Below are 19693 nucleotides of genomic sequence, written 5' to 3'. Positions count from 1 at the left end.
ATTCGACAGTTCAGAGTGCGGAGGTCAGGAGGAGTCCCAGAGCGCATGCGGCGACCGACGCTCCGAGTGTGCCGAGGATGTTGACGGCCGCAGCAAGATGCGCCCGCTGCTGGATGAGTCGGACGCTTTCGAAACTCGCTGTGCTGAAAGTGGTGTAACCGCCGCAGAATCCCGTCCCGAGCACCGTTTGCCACCCGGGTGCTGCACCGTGGAAGATCGCTGCGCCGGCCAGACCCCCGAGGAAAAAAGACCCCGAGACGTTGATCGCGATGGTCGCCCACGGGACAGTGCTCTCCCATCGGGATTTGACCTCTGCATCGACCACGAACCGGCACACCGCGCCGATGGCCCCTGCGATGATCGTCAGCATCAGTGTCATCGGTCGCCATCCGCTGTACGTCGCACAGACGCGGCTGCGGTGATGCCGGCCCAGGCGGCGATGATCCCGCCGACCACGCTCGCCGCGGCATAGCCGGCTGCCAATCCCGCTGCACCATCGCGGACGAGGAGTGACGCCTCGAGAGCCAGGGTGCTGTAAGTGGTGAATGCGCCGCACACGCCGGTGCCCACGAGCACCCTGGTTCGGCGGCGCCATCCAGAGTCGGGCCCCAGACGGGCGAGCGCCTCGAGGAGCCCGCCCAGAACGGCCGCTCCGGCGAGGTTGATCACAAATGTGCCGGTCGGCCACCCGGTGCCTTCGTGGGGCAGCACGAGTTCGATGCCGTACCGTGCCGCTGTTCCCGCTGCTCCCCCGAGCAGAACCAGGCCGAGCGCTTCCGGACGGAGGTGGAACGGGACTCCCGCGCGACCGCCGGAGTCGGGGTCGATCGGCAGCTTCTCGAGGTCTCGTCGCCTGTCACCAGGACTCATGCGCCCACCCATCATCGACATGGGTAGGAACCATCAGCCGTGTGGCGGTTCGAGCAGATGCTCCGGCGGGATCCATCACCGTGTTCGTCAGCCTAGCGTGTGCGGGTCGATCGGCGAATCGGGCCGTAAGCACCGAGGTACTTCGCTCGACGCGCGCGAACGACATCACGACGCAGCGCCGGATCGCGGGACACGCTCAGATCCATCCTCAGGAGCGCGTACGCCGAGCCGAACAGCACAAGGGTGATCACCGCCATCACGATCCAGAAGATGACTTCGCCGCCGGCAAGCGCCACGAGGGTGACGCCGCCGGTTGCTGTGCCTGCCATCACCATCGTCGCCGCAGCCCACATGGCCGGTGTGGTTCGCCGTTCGCGGCGCAGTCGTCGTTGTACGTCGTTCATCGTCATCTCCATCGAAGGGAAGTTCGGTGTTCCCGTTACTGCTCGCCCATCAGGCGGGGAGGAAGACCTTGCCGCTGATCGTGCCGCGCAGGGTGTGGGTGGCGACCGTGGCCCAGGCGGTCAGCAGCACGACGTAGAGGCCGACGGCCATCGCGTGGATGACCGAGATGCCGGCTGCGGTGCCCAGTGCGGTGGCACCGGTGACACAGGTTCCCACCGGGAAGGTGAAGCTCCACCAGGTGAGTGAGAAGCTCAGCCCGCGCCGTGCGGCGTGGATGGTCAGCATGGTGGCGAGGGCGAACATCAGGATGCCGAATCCGCCCATCGCGAAGCCGTATGCGATGCCGAAGATGTGGAGTCCGGTCGCGATGACGGCCTGCTTGCCGACGAACACCGTCGCGGCGTGGGTGCCGAGCAGGTTCGTGGCGGTGATGGACTGGCCGATCATGCCCAGGGTGATCCACACGGTGGGTGCGGCCTGCACGGCGGGCATGCCGCCGTGGACCAGGCGCGAGTAGATCATCGTCATGGTGATCATCCCGAGGAACAGGCTCAGTCCGAACATGGCATAGCAGGCGGCGATGAGCGCGAGCCGCGACTGCCCGGCCGCGACGTGATCGAGCAACAGTGCGCCGGTCGACGCAGACACCATCGGAGGCACGATGGGCATCAACCACGCGGGTAACGCCATGGCGGTGTCGTGATCGTGAGCGGTGATCATCCGGTACGGAATCCACAGACTGGTGGCCAGACCGGTCAGTGTTCCCGCGGTCCACAGGACTGCGTCGATCCACACCGCGGCGCTCGAGCCGATGAGCGCAGGTCCCAACGTGATCGTGCCGGCGCCCACGGTGAGCATCGCCATCGGCGGTGCACCGTAGAACTGCGACATCACCGGGTGTGCGGCGTGGGCACGGGCGTGACCGCGGTGCAGCGTCCAGTGCGCAGCGAAGGCGACGGTCAGCGCGACCAACGCGGTCGACGCGATGAGCCACACCACGGTCGCGAAGGTGTGCAGGCCGGTGAACTGCAGGGGCAGGGTGGCGGCCGCGTTCGCGACGATGCCTGTCCCCATCACCGAGGCGTACCAGTTGGGGGTGATGTGCTCGAGCATCTGACCAGGGCGACCCAGGTGCCCGAACACGACCGGAGCGCGACGATGCGACTTCGACCGGTCCGCCGAGCGCGCGACGGTTGACGAGGTGAGGTTCACGGTGGTGGTCATACATCGAGTGTCGGCGGATGGCACGTGCGGCACCAGATGGTGCTGACTTGTGGGGCCACAAACTTCATTTGTGTCCATACGCACGTAAATCGACCAGTGCAGAAGTGTCCGGGCGCTTCTGCACTGGTCGATGGGAACTCGTGACGGGAAGGCGGTGCAGTCAGTTTCCCGTTCCGGCTGCCGCACTCGTGAAGGTCGACGTGGCGGTGTCGACCATGGCGAGCACGGGGCTCGTCGACGGTATGGAGTGACGAGCGGCCAGGCCGCGGTAGTCCGGGTGCGCGACATGGACCACGCCGTCGACGTCCTGCCAGGCCGAGTAGCGGACGGGGAGATCGATCCCCATGGTCTGCTGCTGCGACAGCAGCGCGGTCGACACAGTGGGATTTCCGACGAGGATCGTCATCGTGGGCCGCAACGCGACCCCCACGCTCTGCCCCGCCGCTGCGAGATCCACGGTGGCAACCGTGGGCAGTTGCTTGGCTGTGAACGCGGCGGCGTATCGCGCGATCGACTCCGTGACCGACGCGTTGCTCACCTTCTCGACCAGATACGGAACCGACGTCGATGTGACGCTGCCGCCCGCCGCGGCCGATGTCGAGCCCGTTGCCGCGGAGGTGATGGCCGCCGATCCGGTCCGCAGTGCGTCGAGTTGTCCCGAGCTGACCGCCAGCCCGGCGCGTTGCGCGATGTAATCGGCCGAATTGTAGGCGACGAAGACCGTGCCACCCGCTGCCTGCCAGACGAGGTACTTCTGCGGCAGATCGATCGCCGTCCGTTGATCGGCCGCCACCACCGGGGCGACCGCGCGTGGATTTCCTCCGACCACAACTGTCGTCGGCCGCAGTTGCTTGCCGATCTTGCTCGCCAACGCTGCGAAGTCGACCGTGGCGGTGACGGTTCCCTTGTCTGAGATGCGCTGCCGCAGCGCGCTGACCGTGTCACCGAAGGAATGTCTGCTGACATAGACGATGAGTCCCGATTCCTGGGGGGCCGCGTCGCGCGCGGTGGTGTCGGCCGATGTCGACGCGGATGTCGCCGCCGTCGACGACGTGGCCGTGTTCGTCGATGAGGTCGAGCAGGCGGCGAGAAGAACAATCGACGCGGTGGCGACCGTTGCGGTCACAGCGCGCAGAGGACCGGATTTCATGAAGGGTGTTCCTGACGTCAGGTGGGAGCCATCGAGTCGATGGCCTGACGGTCAGTGTCAGGTGACGACAGACCCCTCAGCTACGGGCAGCTGCTTGTGACCTCACAAATCGGCGTTGTCGCACGCGAGAGACGGCCAACCCGATCAGTCTGTGTCAGAGAGAGGGTTCCGTGGGGTCGTAGCCTGGAGAACTGCTTCCACCAACGCCGTGGTGCGTAGCGAGGTAACCGGTAGTCGTCGCGGCCACCCTCGGCGAAGCGCAAGAGGTCGAGCATCACGACGGGACCGCCGGGATCCTCGGCGAGAAAGCGTTTCAGGTCGACACCGCGGGGATCAATGGCCATGCTGGGAGCCTTCCATACTCGGAGCGCCGCCCATCATCGACAACATCCCACGCCCGCCACTGCGGAAGAATCTCACGACGAGGCCGACGGCGACGATGACGGCGACGATGTTCAGCCATGTGGTGTAGTTCCAGCTGATCCCGGCGTCGGGGAGATGGGCGTCGGCACGATTCGGCGCCAGTCCCGTCGGCGTGAAGAGGAGTTCGACCACGTATCCCGCGACGACCATGGCGACGTAGAAGGTCCCCGCGATCATCATGGTCATGCGCCAGCCGTAGTACTTCCGATAGATGTTGAGGATGGGCAGGATCAGCAAATCGGCGAAGACGAACGCGATCACCCCACCGAAGCTGATCCCACCCGTCCACAGAACCACGGCGAGTGGCACATTGCCGACCGAGCAGACAAAGCTGATCACCGCGACGATGGGACCGATCAAGGGTCCCCAGATCGCTGCGAGCACGGGGTGTCCTTCCAGGAACAATCCCTGCCAGAAGCTGTCGGGGACCCAGGCTCCGACTGCGCCGGCGATGAGGAGTCCGATCACCAGGTCTTTCCAGATGGCCGCCCATTCCATCACGAACACGTGACTGACCGAGGTCGCGGCCTCGCGCGACGCCAACCGGCGGAGGAACCCGCCCTTGCGCCGTACCGACATGTCCATGGCCGCATGGCCTTCCATCGAGCCGGACAGGCCCTTGTCGGCCTGCTCCGCCGCATCTCGGATCAGCTTCGTCGTCAGGAGCCTGCGGAACAGCAATGCGACGATGACGATGATCACCGGCCCGCCGATGAATTCGGCCGCCGTGAATTGCCACCCCATCAACAGGAGCAGGATCACCCCGAGCTCGATCACCATGTTGGTCGACGCGATCTGAAAGGTCATGGCGGCGGTGAAATTCGCCCCCTTGCGGAAGAGTGAGCGCGCAAGTGCCACCGCTGCGTACGAACAGGACGACGATGCGATGCCGAAACCGGTCGCGGTGGCGAGGGATCGAGGGCTGTCGTCGCCGAGGAGCCGCACCACGGTTCCGCGGCGGACGACCGCCTGCACGACGGCCGAGAGGAGGAATCCCAGAACCAGCGCCCAGAGGATCTCCCAGGTCATCGAGCCGGTCAGGCGTAGAGCATGTTCTATGGCGTTCATATCAGATCCTGTTCGTGGTCAGATTCGGTAGTCCAGGCGGGTCATCATTCCGGCGTCCTGGTGATAAGCATTGTGGCAGTGCAGCATCCACTGTCCGGGGTTGTCGGCGACGAGATCGACGACGACGCGTTCGCCCGGACGTACGGCTACGGTGTCCTTGCGCGGGCCAGGGGTGCCGTCGGGTCGTCGAACCTGAAATGTGTGGCCGTGCAGATGCATCGGGTGCCACATCGTCGTGGTGTTGGTGAAAGTGAGGCTGGCCCGTTGGCCCTGGGTGATCATGATGGGTTCCATCTGCTCGTAGACCCGCCCGTTGATGGTCCACTGGTACTTGCTCATGGTGCCCGCGAGTATCGCTTGCAGTGCGGCGTCCTCGCGGCCGGTGGGCAATGTGACGTCGTCGGTGGCGACGAAGGTGTCGACGGTACCGACGAATCCGTCCAACTCGGCAGGACGAACGTTCACCGCGGGTGTGGCCCCCGCGCCGGTGCGCAGCAGCGCGCGAGCGGTGCCGGTCTTCCCCTCTGGAGACGCCACCAGAGGGAATACCCCGTCTTTCACCGTGACGACCACGTCGTAGCGTTCGGACATCCCGATCAGGAGCGCGTCGACGTCAGTCGGTGTCACCGGGAAACCGTCGGTGTGGGTCACGGTCATCCGGTGCCCACCCAGTGCGACACGGAAGGCGGTGTCCGCACCGGCGTTGATGATGCGGATACGAATTCGTTGTCCCGGCGCAGCAGTGAATGTCGTCGGCGCGTTGGCGATTCGCCCGTTGACCAGGTAGAGCGGGTAGGCGACGTCTCCGGCGTCGCCACCGAGGAGAGCGCTCGTGCCGACCCCACTCGTCGAGCCTCCCGACATGCCGCCCATGGACATGCCGCCCTTCTGAAGCGACGTGAGGATGTCTCGGGGACTGTTCCCGACACCGTCGGTCCAGTCGTCGAGAACCACGATCCATTCCGTGTCGTAATCGTGCGGCTCACGAGGGTCGTCGATGATGATCGGAGCGTAGAGGCCGAAGTCACTCTGCAATCCGACGTGCGGATGCGCCCAATATGTTCCGGAGTCCGGTACCGAGAAGCGGTAGGTGAAGGCGTCGCCTGCGGCGATGTCCGGAGTCGCCGGTGCCGCTCCGTCCATGTCATTGCGCAATGCGATTCCGTGCCAGTGCACCGATGTCGCGTCGGTCAGTGCGTTGCGCGTGGTGATCGACAATTCGTCGCCGACATTGGCGCGGATGACCGAGCCCGGAATGGTGTCGCCGTATGCGTAGGTGTTCACAACCGGGCCGCCGAGATCGATGTCGGTTCGCCGCGGATCGAGGGTGTACGAGACCGTCCGTCCGGTGTGCGGTCGTCGGGCCTCGGCGGCATCGATCGCACTCTTGTCGACCCGGTGCGCGTCGACCGGACTGACCGCACGCGTGCCGCACGCGGCGGCGGCGGCGGTGAGGCCCATGGCCGCAGCTCCCAGAAAGGTTCGCCGACTGACCGGACGCGTGGTGATGTTCGAGGTGTTCATGAAGTCTCTCCAGATGATGAGTGCGCGCAGCGGCTGATGTCGCAGCGCAGGCCGGCCTGGTGGGCGGCGTCGTCGAACAGACGACGTGCCGCAGGCGTCACTCAGATCTGTAGAACACTCTTGTCGTGGAGAATTGTCACGCCGGTCGTCGGAGGGCTACGCGAGCTGTGCGTTCGTCGCGAGGACGGAGGCGTCACCTCATCGGCCGGAAGTGCGCGTGTGGCGAGGACGGCCGGGTCGTGGTGGTCGACGGCCGCGCCCGTGGGGATCGCCAGGTCGACCGTCGAATGGTTCGAGCAGTGGGCGGTGGGTGCCGAAGCTGTCTCGTGATGCGCGCGGCGCACACTCGGTACGGCAGTGGCCGCCGACTCCGCCTGATGGGACGCGGCGAGGGCGACCGCGCTCTCCGGTTGCTGCGCTGACGTGCCGTCGACGCAGCAACACAGTCGGATCGTCGCGAGTACGGCGAGCACGACCATGACATAGAAGGTCGCGACGACCGGTCGCCGCGTGCCACGAGGCGATACCCCTGTGCCCGTTGCGGCGGTCCCGATCTGCATGCCATCGAATCTATACCCCCATGGGGTACCCGTCGAGTCCTCGGCGGTGCGGCGCCTCGCGTCCGACCACGGGTGGCGCCGTCCAGGCGAAGCATCTGCGCGGCCGCGTCAGCTTCGTGACGCCGCCACGTGCCCGACGAGATCCCGGATCGCCCCGGCAGGGGGAGTCCGGCCGCCCATCCACACGGCTCTCAGGTCACGGCGGAGACCGATGCCGTCGGTGGCGACGGCCACGAGCCGACCGAGTGTGAGGTCGTCGGCCACCGACAGGCGACTCAGAACTGCCGGGCCGGCGTTTGCCAAGACTGCGGATCGGACGCCCGAGGCAGTGGTCATCTCCATCGCGGGCGCAGCCTGCGGATGGGTGGGACCGAGCGCCAGACGCATGGCGTAGGACAGAAAGTCGCGTGTCCCCGAGCCTGTTTCGCGGGTGACCAGGGACGTCGTGCTCAACTCCTCGGCCGTCACCGGACGCGTTCGCCTCGCCCACGGGTGCGCCCGCGCGACGACGACGACGAGTTCGTCGTGGTCGACGATGCGGCTGCGCACTCCCTTCGGTGTTCCCGGACTCTCGACGAAGCCGAGATCTACGTCTCCGTCGCGTACGGCGGCGATCGCCTGCTCGCTGTTGGATGCCACCAGCGTCACCTCCGGGGGCGCAACGCCGAGCCGGATCGACTCGGCTCGCTGCGACATCAACCACCGAGGTAGGAGCTGTTCGGCGATCGTCAGGCTCGCCGCGACCCGAAGGTGCGCGCGTGCGTCCGTGCGGAGCGAGGCCAACCCGGAATCGAGGCGGTGAGCGGTGTCGAGAAGCCCGTCGGCCCACTCCGCCACGACGCGACCGGCGGGGGTGAGGGTGGAACCACGGCTGGTTCGAATGACCATCTGGACTCCGGTCTGCGCCTCCATCGAGCGGATGCGAGCAGAGACGGCCTGCTGTGTCAGATTCAGCTGATGTGCAGCAGCGGTGAGACTGCCGCCGGCAGCGACAGCAGTGAGAACCTCGAAGGCGGTCAGATCCGGCATGCGTGAACTCAGGGCCACGATCGCACCATAGCTCATCGTCCACAACCACGGATTGTGGCGGTCCGGCAGTACGGAGCGCCGCGATCAACCCGAGTCGAACGGGGTGGCCTCCTGAGATGTTCGGGCGAGTCAGAGTGTCAGGACAGCTGTGGGCGGGGTGCGGCGGTGGCGAGGTGGGAGTTCACACGGACCAGCGGAGCGTGCGGGTCGTTGGTCTGCGGGACGGATCGTAGGGCGAACTCGCTGATGGCGCCCGGCCGGAAAACGAGGCAGTGTGTCGAGCCGCCGAACTGGAAGTAGCCCAGTTCGTCGCCCTTGCCGATGTGTGCCCCGGGACGGACGTCGTCGGAGATCAGACACGACGACACCTCCGACATCCCGATGGCGACGAACGCCATGCGCCCGATCACCGGGTTGTCGGCGTCGATGACGATGATCGCCCGCGCCGAGACGTGCGCGAGGTACGACTGGGAGTAGGTCGGCTGCAGCGCGTCGCCTTGGCCGTCGGCTTCGGAGAAGTAGGTGCCGTCGACGAGTCGTGTGCTCACGATGGTGCCCGCGACCGGGCTGTGCCAGCGGTGGTAGTTGAAAGCACTGAGGAACGCCTGGTACACGGTCCCGCCGTCGAACGCGTCCACCGACGGGTCGTTGTCGAGCAGATCGGCGAGCGAGTACGGCTGACCCTTGACCCAGAACGATTCACGCAGTGAGACATCGCTACTGATGCGGTAGGGCGTGGACTCACACGCACTGACGATGACGGAGTCGTCGTCGGGGGCGGCGACGGGACGTGCTCCGGGCGTGAAGGTCCGGGTGAAGAAATCGTTCCATGACGAGAAACCCGCATGCTCGTCATCGGGGTTGTGTTCGAACTCATCGAACCCGATCTTGTCGCGCGCCTCCTGACAGAGCCATCCCGAGGGAGAGTCGTCAAGGACGTACCGCGAACCGGGGCTGCTCAGGAACTCGCACCAGGCCGTCAAGATCTTCTTCAGCATGGCGTTCACGCGGGGGTCGCGGAACGCGGAATGTCCCGCGGCGGTTCCCATCGACCAATCGAGAATAGCGCCGAGAGGTGTGACGACGGAGTTGGGACCGTATTCAGGTGCGACGGTGAGGACCTCGTCGATCAGACGCAACAACTGGGGGAGATCCTGTACGTGTCGGTCGCGGTAGGTCCTGCCCGTCGGGACCTGCTCGATCATCTTCTCCAGGTACATACGGACCACCGGATCCGCGTCGATCAGCTCCTGAAACTCGACGATGACCGGGTGTACCACGCGGCCATCGGCCGACTCGGCCTTCTCGCTGTGCCCCCGCAACCACTGCTCGAGGTCGTCCTGCTCAGCGGGGAGCCAGCCACCCTGGCGGCGGGAATCGGGATGCGACTTGTCTACGGTCATGATGCGACGCTACACCAGAACTTCGACATGTGTTGCAGCACAACAATACTGAGAACATTCTGAGGATGTGCGGCATGGAACCGTCCTGCTGCCCCAGTTCGGGGTGATGTGCCCGAACACGCGCGGGCGGCACTGCGAGGCCGAATCGACGCGGTGCGTCGAATGCCGGGTCCGCAGGGTGTGGAAGCGAGTGGCGGTGCTCGTTCATCCAGTCTCGGCGCGAACCATCAGCAGGGGTAGAGGGAGCAACGTTGTGAGGCTACAAGCTCACGTTGTGGTCTGGTCTCGGTCTCGGTCTCGGTCACGGTCTCGGTCTCGGTCTCGGTCTCGGTCTCGGTGCAGTGTGAGTCGCCCCCAGGAGTTGTTCACGTAGCCCTTCGGGTTCCACAGCTCGGCGGCCGAGGCGGGCTGCGTCGCGGCCGCGTCGTCCCAGGCGCGGACACACAACTCCACGGCGGGAGCGTCGAGGGCGACGACTGCCGACCAGCGGCGCCATGCCCAGGGTCCCTGCGGCTGTGCCAGGTCCGCTTCCATCCACGTCGCCCCCTGGTCGGTCGACACCTGTACCCGCGAGATGCCCCGTTCGTCTCCGGCGAAGGCGTACCCGCCTACCAGGACCTCGGCGGCGTCGATCGGTGTGGCCGGGTCCGGGTAGAGGAAGTCGCAGTTGAGGGCAACTGACGACAGTGAGATGCCGTCGCCGGGTCCGGCTGTGTCGGGGTCGGCGTCGACGGGCAGCACCCGGTAGGCGACTCGTTGAAACCAGTTGTCCGACGGGCTTTCTCGTACTGTGATGCTGTCGACCCACTTGACCGAGCGGGCGCCGATGTAGCCGGGTACGACCACGCGGATCGGACCGCCATGCAGCCGTGGGAGGGGTTGCCCGTTCATTGCCCAGGTGAGCATTGTCCCCGGCGACATCGCCTTGCTCAGCTCGATCGAGCTGCCGTACCGCTGCGGTGGTGTTGCCAGATCGGAGACATCGGGACCGATGAATTCAACGTGATCTGTGCTGTTGTCGGCGACATCGCAGGCGCGGAGTAGGTCGGCGAGGGCAACGCCGCTCCACCGCGCGGTCGATGTCGCGCACTGCGTCCACGGATCCTCGCCGGGGATGTCGCGCACCGCGATGAGCCCGGCTCGGCGGTTACCCGCGCACTGCAACGTCGCGACGGTCGAGATCTCGTCGAAGTCGCGTCGGATCTCGTCCAACGAGAAGGTGCGGGTCGCTCCGCGACCGTTCGACACGGTCAGTCGCCACTGCGCTGGATCGATGTCCGGGATGGGGCCGTGATTGCGGCTGTAAAACGTGTCGTCGGCCGTCAGCGACTCCGCGGCCAGCGCGGCCGGTGACGGTTCGGCGTTGTAGGGATCGACCTCGTGTACACGGGTGTCGGCTCGCTTGTTCCACATGGTTCTCCTCGGCGATCACGAGGAACCCGCGTGGTCTGCACGAGTTCGGGATGTGGTCCAGGGTTGCACATCGCACGCGGCGCGGTGGTCTGTCTCAGGCCGAGGACAGCCGGGCGGTGTAGATCGAGTAGCCGTCGATCCACCGGGTGATGGCGGTGGCGATGACGGTGGCGACCATCATCGGCACCATCAACCCGAAACCGCTGTGGGTGAGTTCGAGAACCAACACGAGTGCCGCGAGCGGGGCCTGCATCCCGGCGCCGATCATGGCGGCCGCACCGATGAGCGCATAGGCCCCGATGGGACTCCCCGGCCATACCTGGCTCCATGCGATGCCGAGCGCGGCGCCGAGGACCGCGCCGGTGCTCATCACCGGGGTGAAGAGACCGCCGGACGCCCCTGCACCCAGGCAGAGTGCGGTGACGAGGGGTTTGAGCACCGCCAGCGCCACCAACAACCCGATGCTGCCCACGCCCACAAACGCGTCGTGGGCCATTCCTTTGCCGTTGCCGTACAGCTGTGGAAAGGCCACAGCGACACCGGCGAGCACAGCGAAAGCGATCAGGGGCGCGATGAGAACCCAGCGGCCCCGCGCCTGATGGTGCGAGATCCATCCGATGACGCGGATGTATCCGGCAGCGACGATCCCGACGATCGGCCCGAGGACTGCGGCCCACACCAGCAGTCGGAGGTCGAACCGATACTCGGGGATGTCGAGGTACGTGGCGTGTTCGGGGAGGTACACCCAGGCGACGGCCGTTGCGGTCGCGGCGCACGCCAGGGCAGGCAACACCAGTGGCAGCGCCACCGCGCCCATCAGCACCTCAGCGGCGAACAGGGCACCGCCGAGCGGCACGTTGTACACCGCCGCCAGCCCGGCACCGCCGCCACACGCGACGAGCAGCCGCTGCTGCGCCGCCGACATCCCGGCCCACTCCGCCGCGACGCTGCCCGACACCGCGCCCATCAACTTCGGCGCGGCCTCGCGCCCGAGCGACGCACCGAGACCGATCACGATCTCCGACAACACAGACGTACCGAGACTCCGTCGGAACGACAGGCGGCCCTCGCCGGTCCACAGGACCTCGTCGGCCTCGGATTTCCGGCCGGGGGTGAAGCGCCGCAACAGGAACCACCCGACGCCGGCGATCACGCCACCGATCAGCAACGGGGTCACGCGGCGCCACCCGTCGGCGGCGGCGACCGCGGCCGAGAACCCCTGACCGTCACTGCTCACCCCGAACGCGGCATGCTCGACGGTGAACAGGATGAGCATGAGCAGAACACCGAAGAAGCCGGTGACGATTCCGGTCACGATGACCAGTGCCCAGAACCTCGCGGTGAGTTGCGCCTCGCCGTCACCTGTCGCGTTGGGTTGCAACATCGCGCCGCGGCCAGACGGAAGGCGCTTCTTCAGCAGTGGGGTGGGGATGCGCTCGCGGTCGGTCAACGACGGTGCCGATGGCTCATGGCTTCATCCTCGGATACGACCGACCGCGATGTCGACCATCGCAGAATCGACGAGGGAGTACGTCATGATCATCGCGGCCAAATCGGAGCGCATTCGCGCTGCTCATGTCGAACCGCTCAATGCGCTTGTCGACACATGGCGCGGCCAAGCGCCGGAACAGCTCGTCCCGTGGTTCGACCCCGACGACGGTGGCGTCGATGCGCGGGTGCTCATCCTCATGGAGTCGCCGGCACCGAGCACGGTGCGAGCAGGGGGTACCGGGTTCTGTTCGGAGGACAACCCGGATCGCAGCAACGAGTTGCTGTCGCGTCTGCGCGCGGCGGCGGGCGTGCCACGGTCGGCCTGCCTGAAGTGGAATGTCGTGCCGTGGGCGGTGCTCGACGCCGCCGGCCATCCGACGTCGCCGTCGGCCGGCGACCTTCGCGCGGCCGCGGTGTGTCTCGACGAACTCCTCGTGGTGGCATCCCGTATCGAGGTCGTGATCACCCTTGGCCGGCCGGCGATGCTCGGCTTCATGAACCAGACGTCGCGGAGTCGACAACCTCTACGCCGTGTTGTCGCCGCGCCGCATCCGTCGCAGCGCAACGCCGGGGCGCGAGCGGAGTCGATCGCCCGCATCGAGAACGCCTTCGCGTCGGTGGCGGCGTTCCTGAGGAAATCAGCACATGACGACCGATAGTTCGATCGAACACCTGTTCAGGTCGAGCTCCTGAACATTCGTCGGCGATCACTCCGTCGGGCCGGCCCTGGCCGCTGCGCGGGCTCCCGAAGGGTCCGAGATCGACCCGCACGCCCGCGACGACCGCGACGACCGCGACGACCGCGACGGCCGCACCGTCGGTACGACACCGACTGATGGCGACATCCGACAGCGCGGTGATCACCGTCGCAGCACCACACGCCACACCGATGTCATCGGTGCTGAGACCACGCAGACGGACTCCGGTCACCGGTCATCCGCCGACACCGGTTCCATTGCCGCCACCGCCCCCAGGTCGACGCCCGCAACGCGGTCACCGACTGCCGCTGTGAGAGCGGATGCCCGTCGTGTGTCCAATCACCCAAGTGCGGCAACGGAAACGAGCCGTACGACAAGGCCGGCGCCATCGCGGTGCTCAACCCGTTGCTGCGCGAGACGCCGTAGGCGCGTGTTCACCGCGTCGTCACCTGCTCGTCAGGTGCCGTATGCTGGGGAAACACGCATCGGCTCCTGCCCGGGTACTGCGCCACCTGGGAAGGATCACCATCATCTCGTCACGACCGACCTCCGAACTCCGACTCGTCCCCCGTGACCCGGGTTCGTCACTACCGTTGTCCGACAGCACCTCCGGCGCCGTCGCCCGACTCCGTGACCGTGACGACATCGTCGAGTTCCGCGGTCGCCTGGCGCTGCGCAACGTCACCACCACCCCCCATGAGGCGACGATCGCCGACCTGCTGTTCGTCCGCGGAGTCCTCGACGCCGCCGACATCGGCTACCTGCTGGTCCGCGGCAACGACGACCGACCGGTGCTGGCCGTCGACGTGACCCGCGGTCCCGAACTGCGCGCCGCGCTGACCGCCGGATGTGCGCGAGAACCGTTCTACGCCAAGGCAATGGACATCCGCGGGTCCCGTCTGCGACTGGTCGCCGACGGTGGACTCTCGACGGTCGCCGACGCACGAATCCTGCGCGTGCACCGACCCCGCGTCGAGCCGACGAGCGGTATGCACTACGGCACGTCGGGTGCGGTCCAGATTGAGCTCTGGTCGTTCACCGACGCCGACATCGTCGCACCCGTGGTCAATTCGCTGACCCGTCGCTCGATACCGGCCTCGGAGGCCGTCCACGGGACCGTCGAGCGGTACGGGCTCACCTGGCCGACCATCGAGAACATGTTCGACGCCCATGCCTCCGACATCGGGTTCGACATCGACATCGTCTTCTCCTGGGTCGACGGGTCGTCCGCGGAGTTCCAGGCCCAGCGGGCCAAGCGGATGAAGAACTACGTGGTGGGCTCCGGCGACGACTCCGCGGCCCGGTTCCGACAGATCGACGAGCTGAAATACGCACTGCGGTCGGTGCACATGTACGCACCGTGGATCCGCCGCATCTTTGTCGCGACCGACTCCCCCCGGCCGGCCTGGCTCGCCGACGACCCGCGCGTGACCTTCGTCCGCAGCGAGGAGTTCTTCGCCGACACCTCGGTGCTGCCGACCCACAACTCGCAGGCGGTCGAGTCGCAGCTGCACCGCATCCCCGGCCTGTCCGAGCACTTCCTGTACTCCAACGACGACATGTTCTTCGCGCGACCGGTGTCACCGGACATGTTCTTCTCCCCAGGCGGCATCAGCATGTTCGTCGAGGGTGCCGTACGAATCGGGTTGGGTCACAACGACAACGAGCGCAGTGGTTTCGAGAACGCCGCCCGCGTCAACCGGCGGATCCTGCGGGAACGCTTCGGGTCGGTGACCACACGACACCTCGAACACGTCGCGACACCCTTGCGGAAGAGCGTGATGGCACAGATGGAGCAGGAGTTCCCCGAGGAGTTCGCCGCCACCGCGGCCAGCGCCTTCCGGTCGAGCGAGAACATCTCGGTCACCAACTCGCTCTATCACTACTACGCGCTGCAGACCGGTCAGGCCGTGGTGCAGCGGGGCGCGAAGGTCCGCTACATCGACACCACGACCGCGTCGGGGTTGCGGGCGATGGGCAAGCTGCTGCCCAAGCGGGCGGTCGACTTCTTCTGCCTCAACGACGGCAGCTTCCCCGAGGTCGATCTCGACGTGCGCACCGCGACGGTCACCGACTTCCTCGAGCGCTACTTCCCGATCGCCGGTGAGTGGGAGTCCTGAGCCGGCTCTGAACGACTGCGTGCGCTGTCGACGATCGTGACCTCGTGGTCGCGCAGCCGTTGCGCCACATCGGTCGCCGAGACCGCCTCGCCCACCGACGACTGACCGCGCATCGGGACCACCGAGTGCACGACGGTGTCGGGGTAGATGCTGACGAGGTTGTGCGATTGCGCACCGTCACGACCACGGATCGCGCCCACCGGTATCGCCAGGTCCTGCGTGTAGCTCGTCGCCGACACCACCGACACCCCGATCCCGGCGAAGGTGGCGCTGGTCGAGTGGTGCAGGTGCCCCGAGAGGATGGTGCGGATGTCGCTGCCGCGCACCACCTCGGCCAGTCGGCGTTGATCGAACAACTCGACGAGCACCGACAGGTCGAGTACCGCAGGGATCGGCGGGTGGTGCATCACCAGGACGGTGCCGTACCGGGCCGGGGTCGCGAGAACATCGGCGAGCCAGGCCAGCTGGGCGTCGGTGATCTCGCCGTGGTGGTACCCGGGCACCGTGGTGTCGAGCACGACGACCCGGAGCCCGTCGATGTCGTGGACCAGATCGACCGGTGCGCTCGAGGGTTCGGTGTCGAGGAGGTGGCTGCGGAACTGCGCACGGTCGTCGTGGTTGCCCATCGCCCACACCACCGTGGCACCGATCTCGGCGGCGATCGGTTCGACCATGGCGCGCAGCGCGTCGTATGCCGTGGCCTCCCCGCGATCGACGAGGTCGCCACTGAACACCAGGGCGTCGGGTCGGATACCCGAGCTGCCGATGTCGGCGAGGATCTCGCGCAGCCGCCGACCGCTGTCGACGTCGCCGTAGAGCACACCCTCCGCCACGAGGTGGGTGTCGCTGAGGTGCAGCAGGGTGAAGTCCGGCCGCGGGTGTTCGGCGGTCCGGGCCTTCATCGGGTCACGGCGTCGTCGACACCCAGGAGGTTCATCCCGGCCAACTCTAGTCAGGCGAGGGCGGGCACCCGATGGTCGACCGCATCGGCGAGCTCACGCAGACGCGGCAGGGCCCGATGGGTGAGCAGGTCGGCGCGGGTGGCTGCCGAGACGGCCATCGAGTCCTTCCACAACGATCGTCCGGCCATGGCGCCACCGGCGCCGTTGTCGACCGCGATGCGGACCTGCTCGACGAACGTCTCGTGATCGACGCCGGCCGACAGCACGGCCCACGGCACGCCGTCGGCGGCCTCGGTCACCGCGGCACACGCCTGCGCCGAACCCGGGTACTGGAGCTTGAGCACCTTGGCGCCGCAGGCGACCGACAGCCGCGCCGACTCGGCGATGAGGCCGCCGAACGCGGCGCGGTAGTCCTCGTCGCTCTCGTTCTCGAGCTGGTAGGTCAGGATCTCCACGATGAGCAGCACACCTTCCGCGGTCGCCGCGGCGGTGAGGTCGCGGATGGACTGGGCAGCAACCGAATCGAGCCCCTGGCGGTCGGGGCGCAGGTACCACAGCATCTTCGCGGCGTCGCCGCCGAGGTCGCGGACCGTGCGCGGGGTGACGCCGTCGACGAAACGGGTGTGGCGCAGGCCGTCGATGGTCTCGAAGCCCGACGCGTCCATACCGACCACCAGCGCGGTGTCTCGCGAGAGCGTCCCGTCGTCGACGATCCTGGGCAGCGCGACCTCGGGGTCGAGGAGGATCGCCGGGGCGTGGTTGCCCAGGTGACGCACGAGATCGGCCTTGGCGTCGGCCAACTGGGGTGCGGTCACCGAGCCGGGACCGTCGGGCGCATCGGTCATGACGGCCTTCATGCCGTTGCGTTGATCGCCGGCGACGATGAGCATGTTGCCCTCGGCGGTGGAGATCGCGGCCATGCCGCGCTTCTCGATGGTGGTGAGTTCGTTCACGGTGATCTCTCCTTGATGTGGGGTTCTGGTGTGTCGGGTTCGGGCGTCAGACGACGGCGTCGGTGGCCATGAGGTGTGGGGCGAGGAGGTGTGGAGCGAGCAGCCGTGCGGCGAATCTGGTTGCGCCGTAGGCGGTGTCCTGGCTGCGCGTCGACACGGTGACCGCGGGAAGGATGCGCGCGCGGGCGTCGCGCACACAGCGCATCCCGCTCCATCCACCGGTCAGCACGGTCGAGCGGGCCGGCGCGATCTCGCGGTCGAGGGCGGCGATCAGTCGGACGATCTCGTCGTTGCCGTGCTCGACCACCGCGGCGAAGATCTCCGCCGAGCTGACGCCGTCGGTGCGCACGGTCAGCGACAACACGCCGTCGTCGTTGCGGGCACCGGTCACCTCGATCCCGCCGTGCGCGAGTGCGTCCTGGGGCAGCGCGCACACCCGGTCGTCGAGACGATCGCGTCCGTCGCGGTCGGAGATGTCGAACATCTGCAGGGTGCGGCGCATGATCAGGCCGGTCTTCACCCCCGCGACGAGCACGTGTTTGCCGGGGACCACATGGCGCACCGCGTTGATCAGATGTTCGGCGAGGCGGGCCCGGGCCTGGGCCGACGGGGGTTCGTCGAGCACCCGCAGCAGCACCTCCGCGGTGCCCATGGACACGTGATATCCATCGGCCGGGATCGCACCGCCGGCCTCGGCGGACACGAGATGGTCGTGTCCGGCGACGGTGAGTCGCGCACCGGTGAACGCGGCCGGCAGCCAGGCGGTGTCGGCGGACCCGAGGTCGGTGCCCGCGTCGACCAGGGCGGGAAGGATGTCGTCGCCGATCCCCAGGTGATCGAGCAGCGCCGTCCACGGGCCACCGGTGTCCTGGTCGAGCAGGCCGGTCCGCGACGCGAGCGAGTACTCGCCGACCTCGGCGCCACCGAGCATGCGGACCACGAACTCGGGCAGGTTGAACCAGCGCAGACCGGTGAGGTCGATCCCCTCGGTGCGCAGGTGGGCGATCTTGGCCACCGAGACCTGGGCCCCGACCGGGAGACCGGTGTGCGCGGGGAAGTCGCGACGCAGGTGTTCGGGGAGTGCGGCCATCTCGGCGCCACCGCGCGGGTCGAACCACGCGAAGGCCGGGGCTGCCACCGCGCCCGCGGGGTCGACGAGGAAGCCGGTCTCCCCCATCCCCGACACGGCGACCGCCTCGATGCGGGTGTCGTCGGGCAGGCGGCGGGCGACCGCGGACATCAGGTCGACCACGACGGCCTCGAGGGCGGCCGCGTCCATGTCGGTGGTGCCCCCGGGACCGTTGCGCCACGGCGTGGGTCGTGACTCGATGAGGATCTCGCTGCCGTCGACGTCGGCGACGAGCATCTTCACACCGGTGCTGCCGAGGTCGAGGCCGGCGACGAGACGCGCGGTCATGCCCGACCTCCGGCGACGGGGAGGGTGTCGGACGCACGGGCGATGAGACGTGTGTCGGCGCGCAGGTCGACCGCCTGACCGTCGGGGTCGTCGAAACGCGCGACGAGACGGTCGAAGGCCAGCGCCCCGATGTGGCGCGGGTCCTGGTCGATGCAGGTGATCGACGGCGCCACGGCCTCGGCGAGCCCGAAACTGCCGAACGAGATCATGGCGACGTCGGTACGGGCGAGCTCGTGCAGCACCGACACCACCGAGGTGGCGTGACGCGCGTTGGACACGAACAGCGCCGTCGGCGGATCGGGTTGGGTCAGCAGGGCATCGACGACCGGGCGGACGGCGTCGGCGTGGTGGGCCACCTCCGGCATGAAGCGCGCCTGCGGGGTGATGCCGTGGCGGGCGAGGGTGTCGACGAAGGCGTCGCGGCGACGGCGCGCGGTCTGCAGACGTTCGTCGAGCCCCACGAGCGCGATGCTGCGGTGCCCGGCGGCGACGAGACGCTCGACGGCGTCGGTGGCTGCGGCGTAGTCGTCGACGGTGACCGAGTCGAACCCGGGGACCGAGCGGTCGACGGTGACGACCGGCAGGGTGGACCGCCGCGGGAGGAGGAAGTCGCCGTGGTCGCCGACCGGCGCGAGGATGATGCCGCGCACGTGCTGCCCGGCCAACCGCATGAGCTGGTCGCGTTCCCGGCCGGCGTCGAAGCCGGTGCTGCCGACGATCACGGCGAGCCCGAGTTCGAGTGCCCTGTCCTCGATCTCGCGGACCAGGGAGGCGAAGAACACGTCGTCGATGGAGTCGATCACGATGCCGATGGCGTTGCCCGCCCCCGACTTCAGTGATCGCGCGGCGGAATTGGGCACGTAGTCGAGTTCGACGACCGCGGCCTCCACGCGCGCACGCAGCTCGGGTAGCACGGTGTCGACGCCGTTGACCACCCGCGAGACGGTCTTGAAGCTGACCCCGGCGCGAGCCGCGACGTCTTTGATGCTGGCGCGATCTGCCACCGGCGACTCCTCCTGACAACGTTGTCTCGTGGTTCGCAG

Annotated in this window: 18 protein-coding genes, 1 pseudogene and 1 riboswitch; of the genes and pseudogenes, 2 read left to right on the top strand and 17 right to left on the bottom strand. The window is 67.4% G+C overall.

The features are described from left to right. Positions 1-10 precede the first annotated feature (10 nt). From crcB to ACQ7HM_RS12525, 13 genes and pseudogenes are all read right to left on the bottom strand, one after another. Positions 11-379, bottom strand: a complete 369-nt coding sequence (crcB, locus tag ACQ7HM_RS12585) for a fluoride efflux transporter CrcB (RefSeq protein ID WP_055785637.1) — start codon at positions 377-379, stop codon at positions 11-13. Beyond that, positions 376-870, bottom strand: coding sequence for a FluC/FEX family fluoride channel (locus ACQ7HM_RS12580; protein WP_235456036.1), 495 nt, complete (start codon positions 868-870; stop codon positions 376-378). The genes crcB and ACQ7HM_RS12580 overlap by 4 nt, the downstream gene beginning before the upstream one ends. A gap of 17 nt (positions 871-887) precedes the next feature. Beyond that, positions 888-959, bottom strand: a riboswitch (Fluoride riboswitch). 3 nt (positions 960-962) lie between these two features. Next, positions 963-1280 (bottom strand): hypothetical protein, encoded by a 318-nt coding sequence (locus ACQ7HM_RS12575; RefSeq protein ID WP_055785634.1) that lies wholly within the window; start codon positions 1278-1280, stop codon positions 963-965. A gap of 43 nt (positions 1281-1323) precedes the next feature. Continuing rightward, the gene (locus ACQ7HM_RS12570) at positions 1324-2499 is read right to left on the bottom strand and encodes a TDT family transporter (protein WP_055785631.1); all 1176 of its coding nucleotides are present in this window, start codon (positions 2497-2499) and stop codon (positions 1324-1326) included. A 160-nt stretch (positions 2500-2659) separates the two neighbouring features. Continuing rightward, positions 2660-3625, bottom strand: coding sequence for a DUF302 domain-containing protein (locus ACQ7HM_RS12565; RefSeq protein ID WP_162243395.1), 966 nt, complete (start codon positions 3623-3625; stop codon positions 2660-2662). Positions 3626-3861: 236 nt separating this feature from the next. Continuing rightward, a pseudogene (locus ACQ7HM_RS12560) lies at positions 3862-3993 on the bottom strand (DUF1330 domain-containing protein); the annotation flags it as partial. After that, positions 3983-5140, bottom strand: coding sequence for a permease (locus tag ACQ7HM_RS12555; protein ID WP_055785625.1), 1158 nt, complete (start codon positions 5138-5140; stop codon positions 3983-3985). The pseudogene ACQ7HM_RS12560 and the gene ACQ7HM_RS12555, both read right to left, overlap by 11 nt. 18 nt (positions 5141-5158) lie before the next feature. Next, positions 5159-6664, bottom strand: coding sequence for a multicopper oxidase family protein (locus tag ACQ7HM_RS12550; protein ID WP_055785621.1), 1506 nt, complete (start codon positions 6662-6664; stop codon positions 5159-5161). A 101-nt stretch (positions 6665-6765) separates the two neighbouring features. Further along, entirely contained in the window at positions 6766-7224 is a 459-nt protein-coding gene (locus ACQ7HM_RS12545; RefSeq protein WP_055785618.1) for a hypothetical protein, read from the bottom strand. Positions 7225-7332: 108 nt separating this feature from the next. Further along, on the bottom strand, positions 7333-8271 hold the full coding sequence (locus ACQ7HM_RS12540; protein WP_055785617.1) for a LysR family transcriptional regulator: 939 nt from the start codon (positions 8269-8271) through the stop codon (positions 7333-7335). Between the two features lie 119 nt (positions 8272-8390). Further along, entirely contained in the window at positions 8391-9656 is a 1266-nt protein-coding gene (locus ACQ7HM_RS12535; RefSeq protein ID WP_434216603.1) for a phosphatidylserine decarboxylase family protein, read from the bottom strand. 267 nt (positions 9657-9923) lie between these two features. Then, positions 9924-11069: a sulfite oxidase gene (locus ACQ7HM_RS12530; protein ID WP_434216602.1), complete on the bottom strand. Its 1146-nt coding sequence runs from the start codon at positions 11067-11069 to the stop codon at positions 9924-9926. A gap of 94 nt (positions 11070-11163) precedes the next feature. After that, on the bottom strand, positions 11164-12519 hold the full coding sequence (locus tag ACQ7HM_RS12525) for a chloride channel protein (protein ID WP_055785607.1): 1356 nt from the start codon (positions 12517-12519) through the stop codon (positions 11164-11166). A gap of 49 nt (positions 12520-12568) precedes the next feature. On the opposite strand from ACQ7HM_RS12525, the gene ACQ7HM_RS12520 reads away from it, so the two are divergent. Both ACQ7HM_RS12520 and ACQ7HM_RS12515 read left to right on the top strand, forming a co-directional pair. Further along, positions 12569-13219 (top strand): uracil-DNA glycosylase, encoded by a 651-nt coding sequence (locus ACQ7HM_RS12520; RefSeq protein WP_055785605.1) that lies wholly within the window; start codon positions 12569-12571, stop codon positions 13217-13219. Between the two features lie 506 nt (positions 13220-13725). After that, on the top strand, positions 13726-15378 hold the full coding sequence (locus tag ACQ7HM_RS12515; protein WP_434216601.1) for a stealth family protein: 1653 nt from the start codon (positions 13726-13728) through the stop codon (positions 15376-15378). On the opposite strand, the gene ACQ7HM_RS12510 is transcribed toward ACQ7HM_RS12515, so the two are convergent. From ACQ7HM_RS12510 to ACQ7HM_RS12495, 4 genes are read right to left on the bottom strand one after another with little or no spacing between them, the layout of a single operon-like run. Further along, positions 15345-16280: a metallophosphoesterase gene (locus tag ACQ7HM_RS12510; protein WP_055785601.1), complete on the bottom strand. Its 936-nt coding sequence runs from the start codon at positions 16278-16280 to the stop codon at positions 15345-15347. The two genes, ACQ7HM_RS12515 and ACQ7HM_RS12510, sit on opposite strands and share 34 nt — an antisense overlap. Positions 16281-16330: 50 nt before the next feature. Next, positions 16331-17233 (bottom strand): tagatose-bisphosphate aldolase, encoded by a 903-nt coding sequence (locus ACQ7HM_RS12505; RefSeq protein ID WP_156377912.1) that lies wholly within the window; start codon positions 17231-17233, stop codon positions 16331-16333. 46 nt (positions 17234-17279) lie between these two features. Next, positions 17280-18650: an FGGY family carbohydrate kinase gene (locus ACQ7HM_RS12500; RefSeq protein WP_434216600.1), complete on the bottom strand. Its 1371-nt coding sequence runs from the start codon at positions 18648-18650 to the stop codon at positions 17280-17282. After that, positions 18647-19654 carry a LacI family DNA-binding transcriptional regulator gene (locus ACQ7HM_RS12495; RefSeq protein ID WP_434216599.1) on the bottom strand — a complete coding sequence of 336 codons (1008 nt, stop codon included), beginning with the start codon at positions 19652-19654 and terminating at the stop codon, positions 18647-18649. The genes ACQ7HM_RS12500 and ACQ7HM_RS12495 overlap by 4 nt, the downstream gene beginning before the upstream one ends. Positions 19655-19693: the final 39 nt, after the last annotated feature.

Source organism: Williamsia sp. MIQD14, from assembly GCF_051025635.1.
In the GTDB taxonomy this organism is placed as follows: domain Bacteria; phylum Actinomycetota; class Actinomycetes; order Mycobacteriales; family Mycobacteriaceae; genus Williamsia_A.
Note: the sequence above shows the minus strand (reverse complement) of the source record. Positions and strands in the feature narration are given on the sequence as shown.

What these genes read in the sequence shown, in the direction of transcription:
- ACQ7HM_RS12575 (WP_055785634.1), bottom strand. Translation starts at nt 1,280, where the DNA reads ATGACGATGAACGACGTACAACGACGACTGCGCCGCGAACGGCGAACC.
- ACQ7HM_RS12500 (WP_434216600.1), bottom strand. Translation starts at nt 18,650, where the DNA reads ATGACCGCGCGTCTCGTCGCCGGCCTCGACCTCGGCAGCACCGGTGTG.
- ACQ7HM_RS12520 (WP_055785605.1), top strand. Translation starts at nt 12,569, where the DNA reads ATGTCGACCATCGCAGAATCGACGAGGGAGTACGTCATGATCATCGCG.
- ACQ7HM_RS12550 (WP_055785621.1), bottom strand. Translation starts at nt 6,664, where the DNA reads ATGAACACCTCGAACATCACCACGCGTCCGGTCAGTCGGCGAACCTTT.
- ACQ7HM_RS12535 (WP_434216603.1), bottom strand. Translation starts at nt 9,656, where the DNA reads ATGACCGTAGACAAGTCGCATCCCGATTCCCGCCGCCAGGGTGGCTGG.
- ACQ7HM_RS12510 (WP_055785601.1), bottom strand. Translation starts at nt 16,280, where the DNA reads ATGAAGGCCCGGACCGCCGAACACCCGCGGCCGGACTTCACCCTGCTG.
- ACQ7HM_RS12515 (WP_434216601.1), top strand. Translation starts at nt 13,726, where the DNA reads ATGCTGGGGAAACACGCATCGGCTCCTGCCCGGGTACTGCGCCACCTG.
- ACQ7HM_RS12545 (WP_055785618.1), bottom strand. Translation starts at nt 7,224, where the DNA reads ATGCAGATCGGGACCGCCGCAACGGGCACAGGGGTATCGCCTCGTGGC.
- ACQ7HM_RS12570 (WP_055785631.1), bottom strand. Translation starts at nt 2,499, where the DNA reads ATGACCACCACCGTGAACCTCACCTCGTCAACCGTCGCGCGCTCGGCG.
- crcB (WP_055785637.1), bottom strand. Translation starts at nt 379, where the DNA reads ATGACACTGATGCTGACGATCATCGCAGGGGCCATCGGCGCGGTGTGC.
- ACQ7HM_RS12580 (WP_235456036.1), bottom strand. Translation starts at nt 870, where the DNA reads ATGAGTCCTGGTGACAGGCGACGAGACCTCGAGAAGCTGCCGATCGAC.
- ACQ7HM_RS12530 (WP_434216602.1), bottom strand. Translation starts at nt 11,069, where the DNA reads ATGTGGAACAAGCGAGCCGACACCCGTGTACACGAGGTCGATCCCTAC.
- ACQ7HM_RS12555 (WP_055785625.1), bottom strand. Translation starts at nt 5,140, where the DNA reads ATGAACGCCATAGAACATGCTCTACGCCTGACCGGCTCGATGACCTGG.